1 protein-coding gene and 1 pseudogene are annotated in these 20,759 nt (G+C 73.7%); both read left to right on the top strand.

The window, feature by feature from the left end:
• Positions 1-520: 520 nt before the first annotated feature.
• Positions 521-3,862, top strand: a pseudogene (locus A8G18_RS23400) (amino acid adenylation domain-containing protein); the annotation flags it as partial.
• Positions 3,863-3,933: 71 nt separating this feature from the next.
• Positions 3,934-20,742 carry an amino acid adenylation domain-containing protein gene (locus A8G18_RS11975; RefSeq protein WP_064064058.1) on the top strand — a complete coding sequence of 5,603 codons (16,809 nt, stop codon included), beginning with the start codon at positions 3,934-3,936 and terminating at the stop codon, positions 20,740-20,742.
• Positions 20,743-20,759: the final 17 nt, after the last annotated feature.

Here is a 20,759-nt window from a genome sequence, read left to right as displayed (position 1 = left end):
TTGTATAAACCGGCGACCACCGACGTCATTGCGGTATGTTTGTGGTCCGGGGGGGTGTGGAGTTGTTAAAAAGAGAGGGGGGGCGCCCGGCGCGGCGCCCGGGGGGGCCGCCCCCCGCCCGGTCCCCGCCCCCGCCCCCGACACCCCCGCCGACGTCGAGGACCGGTTGGCGGTGACCGCCGCGGCACTCGCCGCGCGGTTCGCCCCCGCCGACGACGACGCCCCGGACGCCCCGGACGCCACGGTCGCCGCGGTGCTGCACGCCGCGACCGCCGTGCTCACCGCCCGGTTGACCGGTCACGACGACGTCCTCCTCGGCGTCGCCCGCGACGGCGAGGTGCTGCCGCTGCGGATCGATATCGACCCGGCCGAACCCTTCGCCGAGCTGGTGCGCCGCGTCCGCACCCTCGGCGAGCAACTCACCGCCCACGCCGACGTCGACCCGGCCGTGCTCACCCGCCTCGCCCCGTCGGTCCCGGTGGTGCTGTCCCTCGACGACCCCACCCCGCACACCGAGGCGATGGCCGCGGCGGTGCACATGGCGATCGACACCAGCGACACCGTCCTGCGGGTACGCACCGGCTACCGGCCCGACCAGGTGGACGCGGGCACCGCCCTCACCACCGGCCGGCGGCTCGGCCGCGCCCTGACCGCGGTGCTCACCGACCCGTGGCTGCCCACCGGGGACCTGCCGTTCGTCGGCGGCGACGAGGTGGCCGGGCTGGTCCCCGCGCACGGTGACCCGGCCCGCTCCGCGCAGACCCTGCCGGAGATCCTCGGGGCGGTCGCCGCGGTCGTGCCGGACACCGACGCGGTGGTGTGCGAGGATCGCCGCCTGACCTACCGTGAACTCGACGAATGGTCCAACCGGCTCGCCCGCGTCCTCGTCGCCGCCGGCGCCGGGCCGGAAACCTTCGTCGCCGTCGGCATCGTCCGGTCCGTCGAGTCGGTGGCCGTGATCTGGGCGGTCGCCAAGTCCGGGGCCGCCTTCGTGCCCGTCGACCCGAACTATCCGGCCGAACGCATCGAGTACATGCTCACCGACTGCAGGGCGCTGCTGGGTCTGACCACCGCCGCGCACCGCGACGAGCTGCCCGACACGGTGCCCTGGCTGGTCCTCGACGATCCGGACCTCGATGCGCGGATCGGGCAGGCGAGCGCCGACCCGATCACCGACGACGACCGCCCGGCCACGCTGCTGTTCGACCATCCCGCCTATCTGATCTACACCTCCGGCTCCACCGGACGCCCCAAGGGGGTGGTGGTTCCGCACCGCGGCCTGGCGAACCTGTCGGCGACCCTGCACACCCGCCTGGCCCCACCCCCGGCGGCGCGGGTGTCGCACTTCTCCTCGCCGAGCTTCGACGCGTCGATCTTCGAGTACATGACCGCCTTCGGCATCGGCGCGACCCTCGTGGTGGTGCCCGCCCACGTCTACGGCGGCGCCGAACTCGGCGCCGTGCTCCGCGACGAGCACGTCACCCACCTGTTCTCCACCCCGGCCGCGCTCGCGTCGGTCGATCCCACCGAACTCGGCTGCGAGGTGGTCACGGTGGCGGGGGAGACGTGTCCGCCGGAGCTGGTGACGCGCTGGGCGCCCGGCCGGCGCATGTTCAACGCGTACGGGCCCACCGAGACCACCATCGTCTGCAATATCACCGACACCCTGAAGCCGGGTGAACGCATCACCATCGGCAGCCCGGTGTGCGGGATCGACGAACTGATCCTCGACGGCCGGCTGCATCCGGTGCCGGTCGGGGTGGCGGGGGAGCTGTACATCGCCGGACCGGGTGTGACCCGCGGCTATCTCCACCGGCCCGGCCTGACCGCGACGCGGTTCGTCGCCGACCCTTTCGGCCCGCCCGGCAGCCGCATGTACCGCACCGGCGACGTCAGCCGCTGGCATCTGTCCGGCGGCGACCGGGCCGCCCGCAGCGGTAGGGACCGTCCGCCGACCGTGGAGTATCTCGGCCGCTCCGACTTCCAGGTCAAGATCCGCGGCTTCCGCATCGAACTCGGCGAGATCGACGCGGCGCTGAGCGACCAGGACGGTATCGCGTTCGCGGTCACCCTCGGCCGCACCGCCCCCTCCGGCGAACCGATGTTGGTGTCCTATCTGCTGCCCGAACCCGGTTACGGCCTCGACTCCGAGGCGGTGCTCGCCGCGCTCGGGCAGCGGCTGCCCGCCCACATGGTGCCGGCCGCGGTCGTCGTGCTCGACGAGATCCCGCTGACCGCCGTCGGCAAACTCGACCGCACGGCGTTGCCCGAACCGGTCTTCGGCGGCACCGGCGGCGGTGCCGCGGCGGCGATGTCGCCCACCGAGACCGTCCTCGCCGCGATCTTCGCCGATCGGCTCGGTGTCGCCGAGGTCGGCGCCGACGACAGTTTCTTCGAGCTCGGCGGCAACTCGCTGGTCGCCACCCGGGTGATTTCCCGCATCAACGACGCCTTCGGCACCGATCTGGGGGTGCGGGCGCTGTTCGAGGCCCCCACGGTGCGGGCGCTGGCCGCGAACCTGCCCGCCGGTGACGACGTCGACCGGCCCGCCCCGACACCGGTGCTTCCGCGCCCGCATCCCGTCCCGGTCTCCGCCGCCCAGCAGCGCCTGTGGTTCGTCGACCAGCTCGATCCGACGTCCGCCGCCTACAACATCCCGGTCGCGCTGCGGTTGCGTGGTCACCTCGACCCGGCGGCGCTGCTCGCAGCGACCACCGATGTGCTCGCCCGGCACGAGGCGCTGCGCACCGTCTACCCGGCCACCCCCGCCGGACCGATCCAGCAGGTGCTGCCCGTCGACGCGCTCGCCGTGGATCTCACCCCGACCCCCACCACCGATCTCGACGGCGACGTCGCCGCGGTGGTCGCGGCCGGTTTCGACGTCACCGTCGACCCGCCGCTGCGGATGCGGCTGTTCCGCATCGCCGACGACGAGCACGTGCTCGCCGTGGTGGTGCACCACATCGCCGCCGACGGGGCGTCGCTGGCCCCGCTGTCCCGGGATCTGGTCACCGCCTACGCCGCCCGCGCCGCCGGCACCGCCCCCGACTGGGCGCCGCTGCCGCTGCAGTACGCCGACTACACCCTGTGGTTCGCGCAGCTGCTCGGCGACATCGACGACCCCGCCTCCCGCGCCGCCCGGCAACTCGAGTACTGGCGGGAGATCCTCGCCGGCGCCCCCGAGCTGCTGGCGCTGCCCACCGACCGGCCCCGCCCGCCGCAGCAGTCCTTCCGCGGCGCCGGCGTCGACGTCGAGATCGACCCCGGCCTGTTCGGGCGGATCCGGCAGCTCGCCCACGCCCACACCGCCACCGAGTTCATGGTCGTGCACGCCGCCCTGGCGGTGCTGCTCGCCCGCCTGTCCGGTGGCGACGACATCGTCGTCGGCAGTCCCGTCGCCGGGCGCAGCCACCGCCACCTCGACGATCTGGTCGGCATGTTCGTCAACACCGTCGCGCTGCGCACCGCGGTGCCCGCCGAGCTGCCGTTCGCCGAGTTCCTCACCACCGTGCGCGACACCGACCTGACGGCCTTCGCGCACACCGACCTGCCGTTCGACCGGCTCGTCGACGCGGTGGTGCCGGCCCGCTCGGCGGCGTACTCGCCGCTGTTCCAGGTCATGCTCGCCTTCGCCGACACCACCGGCGCCCACCTGACCCTGCCCGGCCTCGACGTCGATATCACCGAGATCGACACGCACACCACCAAATTCGATCTGCACCTGCAGCTCGGCGCGGTCGCCGACGACACCGGCCGCACCACCGGGCTGCGCGGGGCCCTGTCCTACGCCACCGACCTGTTCGACCCGCGCACCGCCACCGCGATCACCGAGCGACTCGTGCGGCTGCTCGAGACGGTCACCGCCGACCCGGCCGTGCCCGTCGGGGACGTGGACCTGCTCACCGCCGACGAACGCCGCACCGTCCTCGAGATGTGGAACGCCACCACCGCCGACACCGGGCCGATCACCACCCTGGGGGCGGTGTTCGCCGCGCAGGTCGCCGCGACCCCGCACGCCCCGGCCGCACCCTCGGCTACGCCGACTTCGACGCGGTCACCAACCGGCTCGGCCGGCGGCTGCTGCGCGCCGGCGCCGGCCCCGACCGGGTGATCGCGCTGGCCGTCCCACGCTCCCTCGAGCTGCTCGTCGGCATGTACGCGATCGTCAAGAGCGGCGCCGCCTATCTGCCGCTCGACCCCGAGCATCCCACCGAACGACTGCGGTACGTCCTGGACACCGCCGCCCCCGTCGCGGTGCTCACCACCGGCGACGTCGCCGCCGTCGTGCCGGACACCGGCGCGGAGATGCTGCGGCTCGACCGACTCGACCTCGACGACGAATCCCCGGCCGCCCTGACCCCGGCGGACCGGCCGGAGCCGGCCGGCGCGCACCTGGCGTACGTGATCTTCACGTCCGGGTCCACCGGCCGCCCCAAGGGGGTGGCGGTGCCGCACGCGGCGATCGTCAACCGGCTGCGGTGGATGCAGCACAGCTATCCGCTGACGGCCACCGACACGGTGGTTCAGAAGACCCCCGCCACCTTCGACGTGTCGGTGTGGGAGTTCTTCTGGCCGCTGCAGGTCGGGGCGCGGCTGGTCGTCGCCGCCCCCGGCGGGCACCGCGATCCCGGTTATCTGCTGCGGCTGTTCGCCGAGGAGCGGGTCACCGTGGCGCATTTCGTGCCGTCGATGCTCGCGGTGTTCGTCGACGCCCTGCACCGCCACGACCGGAAGCCGATCACGTTGCGGCACGTGTTCGCGTCGGGGGAGGCGCTGCCCGCCGAGACCGCCGCCGCGCTGCGGGAGGCGTTGCCGCCCACCGCCCTGCACAATCTGTACGGGCCCACCGAAGCCGCGGTGGACGTCACCGCGTGGACCAGCACCGACACCGACCACGGGGCGGTGCCGATCGGCCGGCCGGTGTGGAACACCCGCACCCATGTGCTCGACGCGCGGCTGCATCCGGTGCCCGCCGGCGCCGCCGGCGAACTGTATCTCGCGGGGATCCAGCTCGCCCGCGGCTATCTCCACCGTCCCGGCCTGAGCGCCGACCGGTTCGTCGCCGACCCCTACGGCGCGCCGGGGGAACGGATGTACCGCACCGGGGATCTGGCCACCCGCCGCGCCGACGGCACCCTGATGTATCTGGGGCGCACCGACTTCCAGGTCAAGATCCGCGGTCTGCGCATCGAACTCGGGGAGATCGAGCAGGTGCTGCGCGCCCGCGCCGAGATCGGGCAGGCGGTGGTGCTCGTCCACCACGGCGCCGACGACCGGCTCACCGGCTATCTCGTGCCCACCCCGGGCCGCAGCATCGACACCACCGCGGTCACCGCCGACCTCGCCGCGCGGCTACCGGACTACATGGTGCCTGCCGCCCTCGTCGTCCTCGACGCGCTGCCCGTCGGCCCCAACGGCAAACTCGACCGGGCCGCGCTGCCCGCCCCGCCGGCCGCCACCGCCGCGGGTGGCTACCGGGCGCCGCGCACCCCCACCGAACAGCTCGTCGCCACCGTCTTCGCCGATCTGCTCGACGTCGGCCCGGTCGGCGCCGACGACCACTTCCTCGACCTCGGCGGCACCTCCCTGCTCGCCATGCGCGCCGCGGCGCGCCTGGCCGCGGACACCGGCAGCGACCTCGGCATCCGGGAGATCTTCGATCATCCGGTGGTCGCCGATCTCGCCGCCCACCTCGACCGGCCGGACCGTGCCGACGCCGGGCGCGGCGCACCCGTGGCCGGGCCGCGCCCCGACCCGATCCCGCTGTCCCCGGCGCAGCAGCGCATGTGGTTCGTCAACCAGTTCGACACCACCTCCCCGGCCTACAACATCGCCGTCGCCCTGCGGCTGTCCGGCCGGCTCGACCAGGCGGCGCTGTACCACGCCATCGGCGATGTCGTCGCCCGGCACGAATCGCTGCGCACCCGCTATCCGCTCACCGACGACGGACCCGTGCAGGTGGTGGTGCCCGCCGCGGCCGCCGTCCCCGACCTGGTCGTGCTCACCGTCGACGACGGCACCGAGGTCGACGACACCGACCTCGACAGCCGGCTCACCCCGATCCTCGCCGCCGGTTTCGACGTGGCCACCGAGATCCCCATCCGCATCCGGGTGCTCGCGCTGTCCGAGGACGAGCACGTGCTCGTGCTCGTCGCCCACCACATCGCCGCCGACGGCTTCTCCATGGGGCCGCTGGCCCGCGACGTCATCGCCGCCTACAGCGCCCGCCACGACGGGCAGACCCCGCAGTGGCCACCGCTGCCGGCGCAGTACGTCGACTACACCCTCTGGCAGCATCGGGTGCTCGGCGACGACACCGACCCGGCCTCCCTCGCCGCCGCACAGCTCCGGTTCTGGCGCGACACCCTCGACGACGCCCCCGACCTGCTCGAACTGCCGCTGGACCGGCCCCGCCCGGTGCAGCCGTCGCGGCGCGGGGCCCGCATCCCGTTCACCCTCGACGCCGCCGCCCACCGGCGGCTGCTCGACATCGCCCGCGCCCACGACGCGTCGGTGTTCATGCTGGTGCACGCCGCGCTGACGGTGCTGCTCGCCCGGCTGTCCGGCAGCGACGACATCGTCGTCGGCACCCCCGTCGCCGGGCGCGGGCACCGCGCCCTCGACGACCTGGTGGGCATGTTCGTCAACACCGTGGTGCTGCGCACCCGGGTCGACGACGACGAGCCGTTTACCGCGCTGCTCGACCGCATCCGCACCGGCGACCTGACCGCCTTCGGACACACCGAGGTGCCGTTCGAGCGGCTCGTCGAGGTCCTCGACCCGCCCCGCTCGACCGCCTACACCCCGCTGTTCCAGGTGCTGCTCGAATTCCAGGACACCGAACGCCCCGAGATCGAACTGCCCGACCTGACGGTGCGCGCCCTCGACCTCGAGCCGATGCTGGCCCTGTTCGACCTGCAACTGTCGATCGCCGAGACCACCGGCGCCGACGGCCCCGCCGGGATCCGCGGCGCCTTCACCTACGCCACCGACCTGTTCGACGCCGACACCGTCGCCTCGTTCGCCGACCGCTTCGTGCGGATCGTCGAGGCCATCACCGCTGCCCCCGACCTCGCGGTCGGCAGCATCGACATCGTCACCGACCGGGAACTGGCCGATCTGACCCCGGCGCGGGGTCTGCCGCCGGTCTCGCCGCAGCTGTGGCCGGAACTGCTCACCTCGGTCGCCGCGATCCTGCCCGACGCGGTCGCCCTGCGTTTCGCCGACCGGCAGATCACCTACGCCGAGCTCGACGCCTGGTCCACCCGCCTGGCACGGCTGCTCGTCGGGGAGTACCGACTCGGACCGGAAACCGTCGTCGCCCTCGCCCTGACCCGCTCGCTCGAATCGGTGGCGGTGGTCTGGGCGGTGACCAAGACCGGTGCGGCCTTCGTGCCCGTCGACCCCGCCTACCCCCCGGAACGGGTGAGCTACATGCTCACCGACAGCGCCGCCGCCCTCGGCATCACCACCGCCGCGCACCGCGCCGCGCTGCCGGTGCAGGTGCCGTGGCTGGTGCTCGACGACCCGGCCGTCACCGACCGGATCGCCGCAGCGGACACCGCCCCGATCACCGACGCCGACCGCACCGCCCCGCTGCACTTCGACCACCCGGCCTACCTGATCTACACCTCCGGCTCCACCGGCCGCCCCAAGGGCGTGGTCGTCACCCACCGCGGCATGACCAACCTCAACGCCGAGGTGCGCAGCCACTTCACCATCACCCACCACGCCCGCGTCTCGCATCTGGCGTCGCCGAGCTTCGACGCGTCGATCTTCGAGTTCACCAAGGCGTTCTGCGCCGGCGCGACCCTGGTGATCGTGCCGCCGGACGTCTACGGCGGCGACGAACTCGCCCGGCTGCTGCGCGAGGAGAAGGTCACCCACGCCTTCATCACCCCCACCGCGCTGGCCTCCCTCGACCCCACCGGACTCGACGACCTCGAGGTGCTCGTCGTCGCCGGCGAGGCCTGCCCCCCGGAGCTGGTGGCGCGCTGGGCGCCGGGGCGCCGCATGTTCAACGGCTACGGCCCGTCCGAGGCCACCATCGAAACCAGCGTCAGCCCGCCCCTGCGACCCGGGCACACCGTCACCATCGGCGCTCCCGCCGTCGGCTTCCACCAGGCCGTCCTCGACGACCGGCTGCGGCCCGTCCCGGTCGGGGTGGCCGGGGAGCTGTACATCGCCGGAGCGGGTGTGGCCCGCGGCTACCACCGCCGCCCCGACCTGACCGCCACCCGGTTCGTCGCCGACCCCTACGGCGACCCCGGCGAACGCATGTACCGCACCGGTGATGTGGTGCGGTGGCGGCACGACGGCACCGTCGAATATCTCGGCCGCTCCGACTTCCAGGTCAAGGTCCGCGGCTTCCGCATCGAACTCGGTGAGATCGACGCCGCCCTCACCGCCCACGACGCGATCGCCTTCGCCCACACCATCGGGCACACCGCCCCCAGCGGCGACACCGTGCTCGTGTCCTATGTGCTGCCCGATCTCACCGACACCACTGCCGGGCAGATTGATCCGCGGGCGCTGCGCGCCTGGGCCGCGGCCCGGCTACCCGGCCACATGGTGCCCGCCACCGTGGTGCTGCTCGACGAGCTGCCACTGACCCCGGTCGGCAAACTCGACCGCCGCGCCCTGCCCGTGCCGGATCTGACCCGCCTCGGCGGCGACTACCGCGCCCCGAGCACCGACCTCGAAGCCACCGTCGCCGAGATCGTCGCCGAGATCCTCGGCCACCCCCAGGTCTCCGTCGACGACAACTTCTTCGATCTCGGCGGCAACTCGCTGATCGCCACCCGCGTCGTCGCCCGCCTCAATGCCGCGCTCGGCACCGACGCCGGGGTGCGCGCGGTGTTCGAGGCCCCCACGGTGCGGGCGCTGGCCGCGCGGATCCTCGACGACCACGGCGGGCACGGCCGGGTGCCGCTGGTCGCCGCCGAACGCCCGGACCGGCTGCCGCTGTCCCCGGCGCAGCAACGCATGTGGTTCGTCAACCAGTTCGACACCACCTCCGCCGCCTACAACATCCCCCTGGCCATCCGCCTGTCCGGCCGCCTCGACGTCGCGGCGCTCACCGCGGCGGTGCGCGACGTGCTCGACCGGCACGAGAGCCTGCGCACCTGGTATCCCGGCGACGAACACGGCCCGCGGCAGGTGATCGTGGACACCGACCGGGTCCTGCCGGTCCTGACCGCCCGGCCGGTCACCGCCGAGGAGTTGCCCCCCGCACTCGGCGAGTTCGTCGGCGCCGGTTTCGACGTGGCCGCGGCGGTGCCGGTGCGGCTGCGGCTGTGGCGCCTCGACGAGCACACCCATGTGCTCGCGGTGGTGGTGCACCACATCGCCGCCGACGGCTCGTCGATGGCGCCGCTGGCCCGCGACCTGATGCTCGCCTACACCGCCCGCACCACCGGCACCGCCCCGGACCGGGCGCCGTTGCCGGTGCAGTACGCCGACTACGCGCTGTGGCAACGCCGCCTGCTCGGCGACCCGGACGACCCGGCCTCCCTCGCCGCCACCCAGCTGCAATTCTGGCGCGACACCCTCGCCGACGCCCCCGAACTGCTGCCGCTGCCCACCGACCGGCCCCGCCCCACCCAGCGCAGCTTCCGCGGCGCCCTGCACCACTTCACCGTGCCCACCGCCGTGCAGCGGCGCCTCGAGGTGCTGGCCGCCGAGCACGACACCACCGTGTTCATGGCCGTACACGCCGGGTTCGCGGCGCTGCTGGCCCGCCTGACCGGCACATCCGACATCGTCATCGGCTCCCCGGTCGCCGGTCGCGGGCACCGCGCCCTCGACGACCTGGTCGGCATGTTCGTCAACACCGTGGTGCTGCGCACCCCCGTCGACGGCGCCCTGTCGTTCACCGATCATCTGCACCGCACCCGCGAGATCGACCTGGCGGCCTTCGGCCACACCGAACTGCCCTTCGAAACCCTCGTCGACGTGCTCGCCCCGGCCCGCGAGACCGACCGGTCCCCGCTGTTCCAGGTGGTCCTCGAATACGGCAACACCGAACCCGCCCGACTGGTGTTGCCCGAACTGGAAGTCGACGCCCTCGACCCGGAGCTGCCGGTCGCCAAGTTCGACCTGCAACTGACCCTGCAGAACACCGACCCGGCCGGGGCGGGGGAGACGGACGGGATACCGGCGGCGTTCACCTACGCCACCGACCTGTTCGATCCCATCACCGTCGCCTCCTTCGCGCAGCGGCTGGTGCGGCTGCTCGACGCGGTCACCGCCGACCCGTACCGCCCGATCGGCGACGTCGATCTGCCCCCCGCCGACGAACGCCCCGCCGCACCCGTCCCGCCCCACCCTGTCCCGGACAGTTTGCTCGACGTATACGCCCGCGGCGCCGGACGCGATCCGGCCGCCACCGCGGTCACCGCCCCCGACGGAGCGCTGCGTTACGCCGAACTCACCGACCGGGTGCAGCGCCTGGCCCGGCTGCTCACCGAGCACGGCGCCGGCCCGGACCGGCTCGTCGCGGTCGCATTGCCGCGCGGCACCGACCTGATCGTCGCGTTGCTCGCCGTGCTGCACAGCGGCGCCGCCTATCTGCCCATCGACGTGGCGTTCCCCCCGGATCGGCTGGCGTACATGTTCGACGACGCGGCCCCGGTGTGCCTGCTCACCACCGCCGAGCACGCCGCCGGTCTCCCGCCGCACACCCCGCCGATCGTGGACCTGCACGACCCGGCCGTGCGCACCCGCCTCACCGAGATGCCCACCGGCGCAGACGGACTGCCGCAGGTGCATCCGGATGCCGCGGCGTACGTCATCTACACCTCCGGCTCCACCGGCCGCCCCAAGGGCGTGGTGGTGCCACACCGCACCGTCGTCACCCTGCTCACCGACACCACCGAGATGTTCGGCTTCGACGCCGCCGATGTGTGGACGCTGTTCCACTCCTACGCCTTCGACTTCTCGGTGTGGGAACTGTGGGGGGCGCTCGCCCACGGCGCCCGGCTCGTCGTCGTCGACTACCACACCGCCCGCAACCCGCAGGAGTTCCTGGCGCTGCTGCGCCGCGAACGGGTCACCGTGCTCAACCAGACCCCGACGGCCTTCTACCAGCTCATCGACGCCGACCGCGCCGCCGCCGCCGACCTGCCGGCGCTGCGCCGGGTCGTCTTCGGTGGGGAAGCCCTCGACTTCGCGCAGCTCGACCGCTGGTACCGGCGCCACGACGACACCGCCCCGACGCTGGTGAACATGTACGGCATCACCGAGACCACCGTGCACGTCACCGCCCGCACCATCACCCGCGACCTCGCCGCCACCGCCGCGGCCAGCCTGATCGGGGCGCCGCTGCCGTCGCTGCGCCTGCACATCCTCGACAGCCGGCTGCATCCGGTGCCCACCGGGGTGATCGGCGAACTGTACGTCTCCGGCGCCCAGCTCTCGCGCGGCTATCTGCGCCGTCCCGATCTGACCGCCACCCGGTTCGTCGCCGACCCGCACGGCACCTCCGGGCAGCGGCTCTACCGCACCGGTGACCTGGCGCGGCGTACCCGCGACGGCGAGATCGAATATCTCGGCCGCGCCGACTTCCAGGTGCAGCTGCGCGGCTTCCGCATCGAACTCGGCGAGATCGAAGCGGCACTGCTGCGCGCCCCCGGCGTCGCCCGCGCCGTGGTCGTCGTACACACCGCCCCGGGCACCACCACCGAACGTCTGGTCGGGTACGTGGTGCCCGAGACCGGCCACGATCTCGACGTCGACGTGGTGCTGAACCACGCCGCCGGGCAGCTCGCCGCATACATGCTGCCGTCCACCCTGGTGGTGCTGGACACCCTGCCGGTCACCGCCACCGGCAAACTCGACCGGCGCGCGCTGCCCGCCCCCGACTTCGCCGCCCGCACCACCGTCTCCCGCGCCCCGGCGCGCGGCCCCGAAACCGTCCTCGTCGAACTGTTCGCGCAGGTCCTGGGTCTGCCCACGGTGGGGGTGGACGATTCGTTCTTCGCTCTCGGCGGCGACTCGATCATGTCCATCCAACTGGTGTCCCGCGCCAAGGCCGCCGGCCTGGACCTGACCCCCCGCGCGGTGTTCGAACACAAGACCCCCGCCGCGCTCGCCGCCGTCGTCGGCACCGCCGCCCCCACCGAGACCCTCGCGGAGCTACCCGGCGGCGGGGTCGGCGACCTGCCGCTGCCGCCGATCGCGCACTGGATGCTCGACCGCGGCGGCAGCATCGGCCGCTATTCGCAGGCACTGCTGCTGCGTCTGCCCACCGGCCTGGACGCGGCGACGCTGCGCGCGATCGTCACCGCCGTCCTCGACCGGCACGACATGCTGCGGGTGCAGCTGCGGCCGGCGCCGGACACCCCCGGCGGGCACCTGCTGCACGTCCCCGCGCCGGGCAGCGTCGACGCCGGTACCGTCATCCACCGGGTGCCGGTCACCAGCGCCGCCGACAGCGACGAGTTCTTCGCCCTGGCCGCCACCGAACTCGACGCCGCCGCCGACCGGCTGGACCCGTATCGCGGGCGGGTGGTGCAGCTGGTGTGGTTCGATACCGCCAGCGGCGCCGGCCGGTTGCTCGTCGTCATCCACCATCTCGCCGTCGACGGGGTGTCCTGGCGCATCCTGGTGCCCGACCTGGCCGCCGCGTGGGCGGCCACCGCGACCGGTGCCGGTGCGCTGCTGCCCCCACCCACCGGCACCAGCGTGCGCCGCTGGGCGCACGCCCTGCGCGACGCCGCCCCCACCCGCCGCACCGAACTCGATTTCTGGCGCCGGGTGCTCGACGGACCGAACCCGCCGCTGGGACACCGGGCCTTCGATCCGGTGCGCGACACCAACGCCACCGTCACCACCCTCACCACCGCACTGCCCACCGCCGTCACCGAGGCGCTGCTCACCGCCGTGCCCACCGCCTTCCACGGCGCCGTCGACCACGGGCTGCTCACCGCGCTCGCCCTGGCGGTGGCGGCCTGGCGCCGCGACCGCGGCCACGACCCCGCCTCGCTGCTGCTCAACCTCGAAGGCCACGGCCGCGACAGCACCGCCGCCGCCGGCGCCGACCTGTCCGGCACCGTCGGCTGGTTCACCACCATCCACCCGCTGCGCCTGGACCTGACCGGCATCGACCTCGACGACGCGTTCGCCGCCGGCCCGGCCGCCGGGCGCGCCGTCAAGACCGTCAAGGAACACCTCGCCGCCGTCCCCGACCACGGCACCGGCTTCGGGCTGCTGCGCCATCTCGACGCCGACACCGCCGCGCGGCTCGCCGACGCCCCGGTACCGCAGGTCAGCTTCAACTATCTCGGTCGCCCCACCGCCGGGATCACCGATACCGACACCGCGTGGCTGCCCATCGACGGCTTCCCCCACGGTGGGGCGCAGAGCCCGGACATGCCCGCCGCGGCGGTGCTCGACATCAACGCCGTCACCACCGACACCCCGAACGGGCCGGTGCTCGAGGTGCACTGGTCGTATCCGGCCGGGTTGCTCGACGCCGCCGACGTCACCGCCCTCGCCGACCGGTTCGCCACCGCCGCGACCGCCCTGACCCGGCACACCCGCAGCCCGCACGCCGGGGGACTGACCCCCTCGGATCTGCCGCTGGTGCGTCTGCACCAGGACGTCATCGAACGCCTCGAGCAGCGTTACGGGCGCCTCGACACGGTGTGGCCGACCGCCCCGCTGCAGACCGGGTTGCTCTTCCACGCCCTGCTCGCCGGGGACCGCCCCGATGCGTACATCGTGCAACTGGTGCTCGACCTGCGCGGCGAGGTCGACGCGAACCGGCTGCGGCGCGCCCTGCAACTGCTGCTCGACCGGCATCCGGCGCTGCGCGCGGCGTTCCCCGCCGCCGGGGACGGGCACGTGCAGGTCGTCCCCACCCACGTGGAGGTGCCGTTCACCGTCGCCGACACCAGCGACGACCCCGACCCCGACGACGCCGCCGCCCAACTGCTCGCGCTCGATCGGCGCACCCGCTTCGACACCGAGACCGCGCCGCTGCTGCGCGCGACCGTGGTGCACACCGGCCCGGGCCGGCACCTGCTCGCAGTGACGAACCACCATCTGCTGCTCGACGGCTGGTCCACCCCGGTGCTGATCCGGGAACTGCTCGTGCTCTACACCACCGACGGCGACCTGCGGGCCCTGCCGCCGGCACCGCACTACGGCAGCTACCTGAGCTGGCTCGCCGACCGCGATCCGCACGCCTCCCTCGACGCCTACCGCCGCGCCCTGGCCGGGGTGGACGAGCCGACCCTGCTCGCCCCCCAGCACCGGCCCGGCACCACCGCCGGGATCTCCGAGGACCTCGACGTCGACCTGGACACCGCCCTGTCGGTGCGGCTGCACGACACCGCCACCGCCCGCGGCATCACCGTCAACACCCTCGTGCAGACCGCCTGGGGGCTGGTGCTCGGCGCGCTCACCGGCCGCACCGACGTGGTGTTCGGCGCGACCGTCTCCGGCCGGCCACCGCAGATCCCCGGCATCGAGGCGATGGTCGGGTTGTTCATCAACACCGTCCCGGTGCGCATCACCGTGCGGCCCGGCGACACCGTCGGTGCCCTCGTCGACCGCATCCAGGCCGAACAGGTCGCCCTGCTCGACCACCACCATCTCGACCTGGGCACCCTCGACCGGCACCTCGGCGCCGCGGTGCGCTTCGACACCCTCACCGTCTTCGAGTCGTATCCGGTCGAACGCGCCGGTCTCGACCGCGACACCGACCTCGCCGGCATGCGGGTCGCCGACATCGTCGGCCGCGACGCCGCGCACTACCCGCTGTCGGTGGTCGTGCACACCGACACCGCCGTGCACCTGCGCATGAAGTACCTGCCGGAGGTCTTCGACCGCGCCGCCGTCGCCGCGATCGCCGCGCGCATCACCGCCGTCCTCGACGCGCTCACCGCCGACCCGGCCACCCCGATCACGGCGCTGCCCGCGCTCACCGCCGCCGAACAGGCCGCGTTGCTGCCCGTACACGGCCCGGCCGGCGGCGGCGACGCGACCCTGCCGCAGCTGCTGGCCGCCACCGCCGCCGCCCACCCGGACGCACCGGCGCTGCGCGACGGGCAGCGCGTGCTCACCTACCGCGAGCTCGACGAACGCTCCACCCGGCTGGCCCGGGTGCTGCCGCGCCACGGCGCCGGCCCGGAGACCTTCGTCGCCCTCGGCATCGCCCGCTCGATCGAGTCGGTGACCGCGATGTGGGCGATCACCAAGACCGGGGCGGCGTTCGTGCCCGTCGACCCGCGCTACCCGGCCGAGCGGGTCGCGTTCATGCTCGACGACTGCGGCGCCACCGTCGGTCTCACCACCGCCGCGCACCGCGCGCAACTCCCCGACACGGTGCCGTGGCTGCTGCTCGACGACCTCGACCGCGCCGCGGCGGGGGAGGACCCCGCCGCGCTCGGCGACACCGACCGCCCGGCCACGCTGCGGCTGGATCATCCGGCCTACCTGATCTACACCTCCGGCTCCACCGGCCGCCCCAAGGGGGTGCTCACCACCCACCGCAGCCTGGAGAACTTCGCCCGCGACCAGCGCACCCGCTTCGGTGCCGGCCCCGGCGCGCGGGTCATGCACGTCTCCTCACCGAGCTTCGACGCGTCGATCTTCGAGTACCTCCTGGCGTTCGGCACCGGCGCCGAACTGGTGATCGTGCCCCCGCACATCGTCGGCGGCGCCGAACTCGGTGCCCTGCTGCGCGAGCAGCGGATCACCCACGGGTTCATCACCCCCGCCGCGCTCGCCTCCCTCGATCCGGCGGATCTGACCGACCTCACCGATCTCGCGGTCGGTGGGGAGGCGTGGCCGGCGGACCTGCAGGTCACCTGGGCGCCCGGCCGGCGCCTCGTCGACGCCTACGGGCCCACCGAGACGACCATCATGGCCGCGATCAGCGACCCCCTGGGCGTCGACGAGCCACTGACCCTCGGCGGTCCGCTGCGCGGGGTGCACGCCGTCGTCCTCGACCCCGCGCTGCGGCCGGTGCCGTTCGGTGCCGTCGGCGAACTGTATCTGGCCGGCTGGGGCCTGGCCCGCGGCTATCACGCCCGGCCCGCGCTGACCGCCGCCCGGTTCGTCGCCGACCCCTACGGTGCCCCCGGCGAACGCATGTACCGCACCGGGGACCTGGTGCGCTGGGTCGGCGACCTCGACGCGCAGGATCTGCGCCTCGACTACGTCGGGCGCAGCGACTTCCAGATCAAGATCCGCGGTTTCCGCGTCGAACTCGGCGAGATCGACGCCGTGCTCGCCGCGCACCCGAGTGTCGGCTTCGCCGCCACCGTCGCCCACCGCGCCCCCAGCGGGGAGACGGTCCTCGTCGCCCACCTGCATCCCGCGCCCGGCGCCGACATCGACCCCACCGCGGTGAAATCCCATGTCGCCGAGCGTCTTCCGGCGCACATGGTGCCCACCGTCATCAGCGTGCTCGACGAGATCCCGCTGACCCCGGTCGGCAAACTCGACCGCGCCGCGCTGCCGGCCCCGGAACTGCGCGCCGCCACCGACGACCGCCCGGCGCCCACCGACCCACTCGAGTCGCTCGTCGCCGACGAACTCGCCGAGGTGCTCGGCCTCGACCGGCTCGCCGCCGACGACAACTTCTTCGACCTCGGCGGCAACTCGCTGCTCGCCACCCGCGCCGTCGCCCGCCTCGGCGACCGGCTCGGCCGGCCCGTACCGGTGCGGGCGTTGTTCGAAGCACCGACCGTCACCGCGCTCGCCGCGCACCTCGACGAGCGGCCCGCCACCACCGACACCGCCGAACCCGCCGCCGGAACCACACTGGGCCCGGTCGCCGGGCCGCGCCCCCACCACATTCCGTTGTCCCCGGCACAGCAACGACTGTGGTTCATCAACCAGTTCGACCCGACCTCCGCGGCCTACAACATCCCCCTGGCCATCCGGCTGTCCGGACATCTGTCCCCGGCCGCGCTCGGCGCCGCCCTGCACGACCTGCTGACCCGGCACGAGAGCCTGCGCACCGTCTACCCGGCCTCGGCCACCGGACCACACCAGCGCATCCTCGCCGCCGCCGACGCACCGCTGCCGCTGGACGTGGTGCCGGCCACCGAGGACACCGCGCCCACCGCCGTCGCCGACTTCCTCGGCGCCGGTTTCGACGTCACCGTCGACATCCCGGTGCGGGCACGGGTGTTCGCCTTCGACCGCGACGACCATCTCGCCGTGCTCGTCGTGCACCACATCGCCGCCGACGGCGGCTCCACCGGCCCGCTCGCCCGCGACCTGATGATCGCCTACGCCGCCCGCAGCCGCGGCGAGACCCCGACCTTCGGGCCGCTGCCGGTGCAGTACGCCGACTACACCCTGTGGCAGCTCGACCGGCTCGGCGACCCCGCCGCCCCCGGCAGTCTCGCCGCCGACCAGACCGCCTACTGGCAGGACCGCCTCGCGGGGCTGCCCGAGGTGCTGGCGCTGCCCACCGACCGGCCCCGACCCCCGCAGCAGTCCTTCCGCGGCGACATCACCCGTTTCACCGTCGACGCCGACCTGCTCGCCCGGCTGCAACAGCTCGCCGCCGACCGGCACAGCACCGTGTTCATGACCGTGCACGCCGCCTTCGCGGTGCTGCTGGCCCGCCTGTCCGGCAGCGACGACATCGCCGTCGGCTCCCCGGTCGCCGGCCGGGGCCACCGCGCCCTCGACGAGGTGGTGGGCATGTTCGTCAACACCGTGGTGCTGCGCACCCCGGTACCCGCCGAACGGTCCTTCACCGACCTGCTCACCGCCGTCACCGACAGCGACCTCGACGCCTTCGCGCACGCCGATCTGCCCTTCGACCGGGTCGTCGACACCCTCGCCCCGACCCGCTCGACCGCGCACTCGCCGCTGTTCCAGGTCTCCCTCGAGTTCCACACCGCCGAGCTGCCCGCGGTGGAACTGCCGCACCTGAGCGTGCACGGCGTCGCGCTCGATCCGGTGGTATGCAACTTCGACCTCGAACTGCTGATCGGGGAGAACACCACGGGCGGGCTCGACGCCGCCTTCGTCTACGCCACCGACCTGTTCGACGCCGAGACGGTGCGCGGCTTCGCCGACCGCTTCGGCCGGCTGTTGCACACGATCGCCGCCGACCCGCACCGCCCCGTCGGAGACCTCGACCTGCTCACCACCGCCGAACACACCGCGCTGGTACCCGCGATCGGGCCGCAGCCGGAACCGGCAGTGCTGTGGCCGCAGCTGCTCGACACCGCCGTCGCCGCCGCCCCGGACGCCGTCGCGGTCGTCGACGGCGACCGGCAGGTCACCTACCGCGAACTCGACGCCCGCGCCACCCGGCTCGCGCGGCGCCTGCTCGACCGCGGCGCCGGACCCGAACAGGTGATCGCCCTGGCGGTCCCGCGCTCACTCGACTCGGTCACCGCCGTGTGGGCCACGGTGCGCAGCGGCGCGGCATTCGTGCCGGTCGATCCCACCTATCCGGCCGACCGCATCGCATTCATGCTCGGCGACAGCGCCGCGCGCATCGGCATCACCGTCGCCGCGCACCGCGACGCGCTGCCCGACGAGGTGGACTGGCTCGTCCTCGACGACCTCGACCTCATCACCGGGCCGGTCGCACCGATCGACCACGCGGACCGGCCCGCGGTGCTGCACCCGGATCATCCCGCCTACCTGATCTACACCTCCGGCTCCACCGGCCGCCCCAAGGGCGTGACGGTCACCCACCGCGGCCTGGCCTCCCTGGCCCGGGAGGAACGCGACCGGCTGCAGGTCACCGCCGCGGCGCGGGTGTCGCATCTGGCATCGCCGAGCTTCGACGCGTCGATCTTCGAGCAGATGATGGCGCTGAGCGCGGCCGCAACCCTGGTGGTCGTGCCGCCGCACGTCTACGGCGGCGACGACCTGGCCGCGGTGCTGCGCGCGCAGCGGGTCAGCCACGCCTTCATCACCCCCACCGCGTTGGCCTCCCTCGACCCGGACACCGTCCCCGAGCTGCACACCCTGCTCGTCGCCGGCGAAGCGCTCCCCCCGGAGCTGGTGGCGCGCTGGGCCCACTCGCGCCGCATGATCGACGCCTACGGCCCCACCGAGGCGACCATCATGACCTCCCTCGACGACCCCCTGACGGCCGGGGAACCGGTCACCATCGGCACCCCCAGCCGCGGCTTCCGCGCCCTGGTGCTCGACGGACGGCTCCAGCCCGTCCCCGTCGGGGTGGCCGGGGAACTGTACGTCGCCGGACCCGGCCTGGCCCGCGGCTACCACGCGCGGCCCGCGCTGACCGCCGCCCGGTTCGTGCCCGACCCCACCGCCGCGGGGGAGCGGATGTACCGCACCGGCGATCTGGTGCGGTGGACCACCGATCATCGCCTCGACTACGTCGGCCGCACCGACTTCCAGGTCAAGATCCGCGGGTTCCGTGTCGAACTCGGCGAGATCGACACGGCGCTGACCGCGCACCCCCAGGTGGTCTTCGCCCACACCCTCGGCCACACCGCCCCGTCCGGGCAGGCCCTGCCGGTGTCCTACATCCGCCTCACCCCGAATGCCGAGGTCACCGCCGCCGAAGTGAGAACGTTCGTCGCGCAGCATCTTCCGCCGCACATGGTGCCGGCGGTGATCACCGTGCTCGACGACATCCCGCTCACCCCGGCCGGCAAACTCGACCGGGCCGCGCTGCCCGCCCCGGAGTTCACCGCCCCGGCCGGGGACTACCGGGCCCCGCGCACCGACCTCGAAAAGCTCCTCACCGACCTGTTCGCCGAACATCTCGGTCTCGACCGGGCCGGGGTCGACGACGACTTCTTCGAGCGCGGCGGCACCTCGCTACTGGCGACCCGGTTGCTGCCCGCTCTCGGGGAACGACTCGGCCGCCGGGTGCCGATCGCCTCGATCTTCACCCACCCCACCCCGGCGGAGCTCGCCGCGCACCTGAGCAGCGGCGACCCCGAGGCGAGCAACGGAATCGACGAGGCGTTCCGGGTGCTCGTCCCGCTGCGCCCCGGCACCGGCACGGCACTGTTCTGCATCCATCCCGCCGCGGGGCTGGCCTGGCCGTACAGCACCCTCGCGCACCGCCTCGACGACCGGCCCGTCTACGGACTGCAATTGCCGGCCCTGTCCGGCGGCCCACGGCACGACACCATCACCGCGCTCGCCCGCCACTACGTGCGGGAGATCCGGCGGGTGCAGCCGCACGGGCCGTACCATCTGCTCGGCTGGTCCCTCGGCGGGGTGGTCGCGCACGCCGTGGCCGTCGAACTGCGCCGCGCCGGGGAGATCGTCGACACCCTCGCGCTGCTCGACAGCCACCTGGTCGTCGGGGCGTCCCCGGCCGTCGGCACCCGCGACATGCTGCGCGATCTCGGGCTTCCCGTCGACGACGACGAGCCGAGCTTCGAGCACGCCGCCGCAGTCCTCGACGAGGCGTTCGGTGGCGGCACCGGCCTGACCGCCGCCCACCTCGAACGCCTGCACGCCGGGTCCACCGACACCGCGCGCGCCGCGCGCCGGCACGAACCGGACACCTTCGACGGGGACGCATTGTTCTTCACCGCGGCCCGCTCGGACGCCCCGATCCCGGCGGTGGCGGCCTGGCACAACGTGATCGCGGGGGAGATCCACCAATACCGCCTCGACTGCGCTCACCACGAGATGGTGAGCGCCCGGGCGGTCGAGACGATCATCGCGGTGCTGTCGGCGCGGCTGACCGAGAGCGACGCCACGCTGCGCCGCTGGGCACGCGCCGAGGTGCCGGTCGCCGCCCGCAACGGGAACCGCCGGAACTGACCGTGGCACATCCGCCC

This window comes from Rhodococcus gordoniae, assembly GCF_001646655.1.
In the GTDB taxonomy this organism is placed as follows: domain Bacteria; phylum Actinomycetota; class Actinomycetes; order Mycobacteriales; family Mycobacteriaceae; genus Rhodococcus; species Rhodococcus gordoniae.
This window is presented reverse-complemented; position numbering and strand designations above follow the sequence as displayed.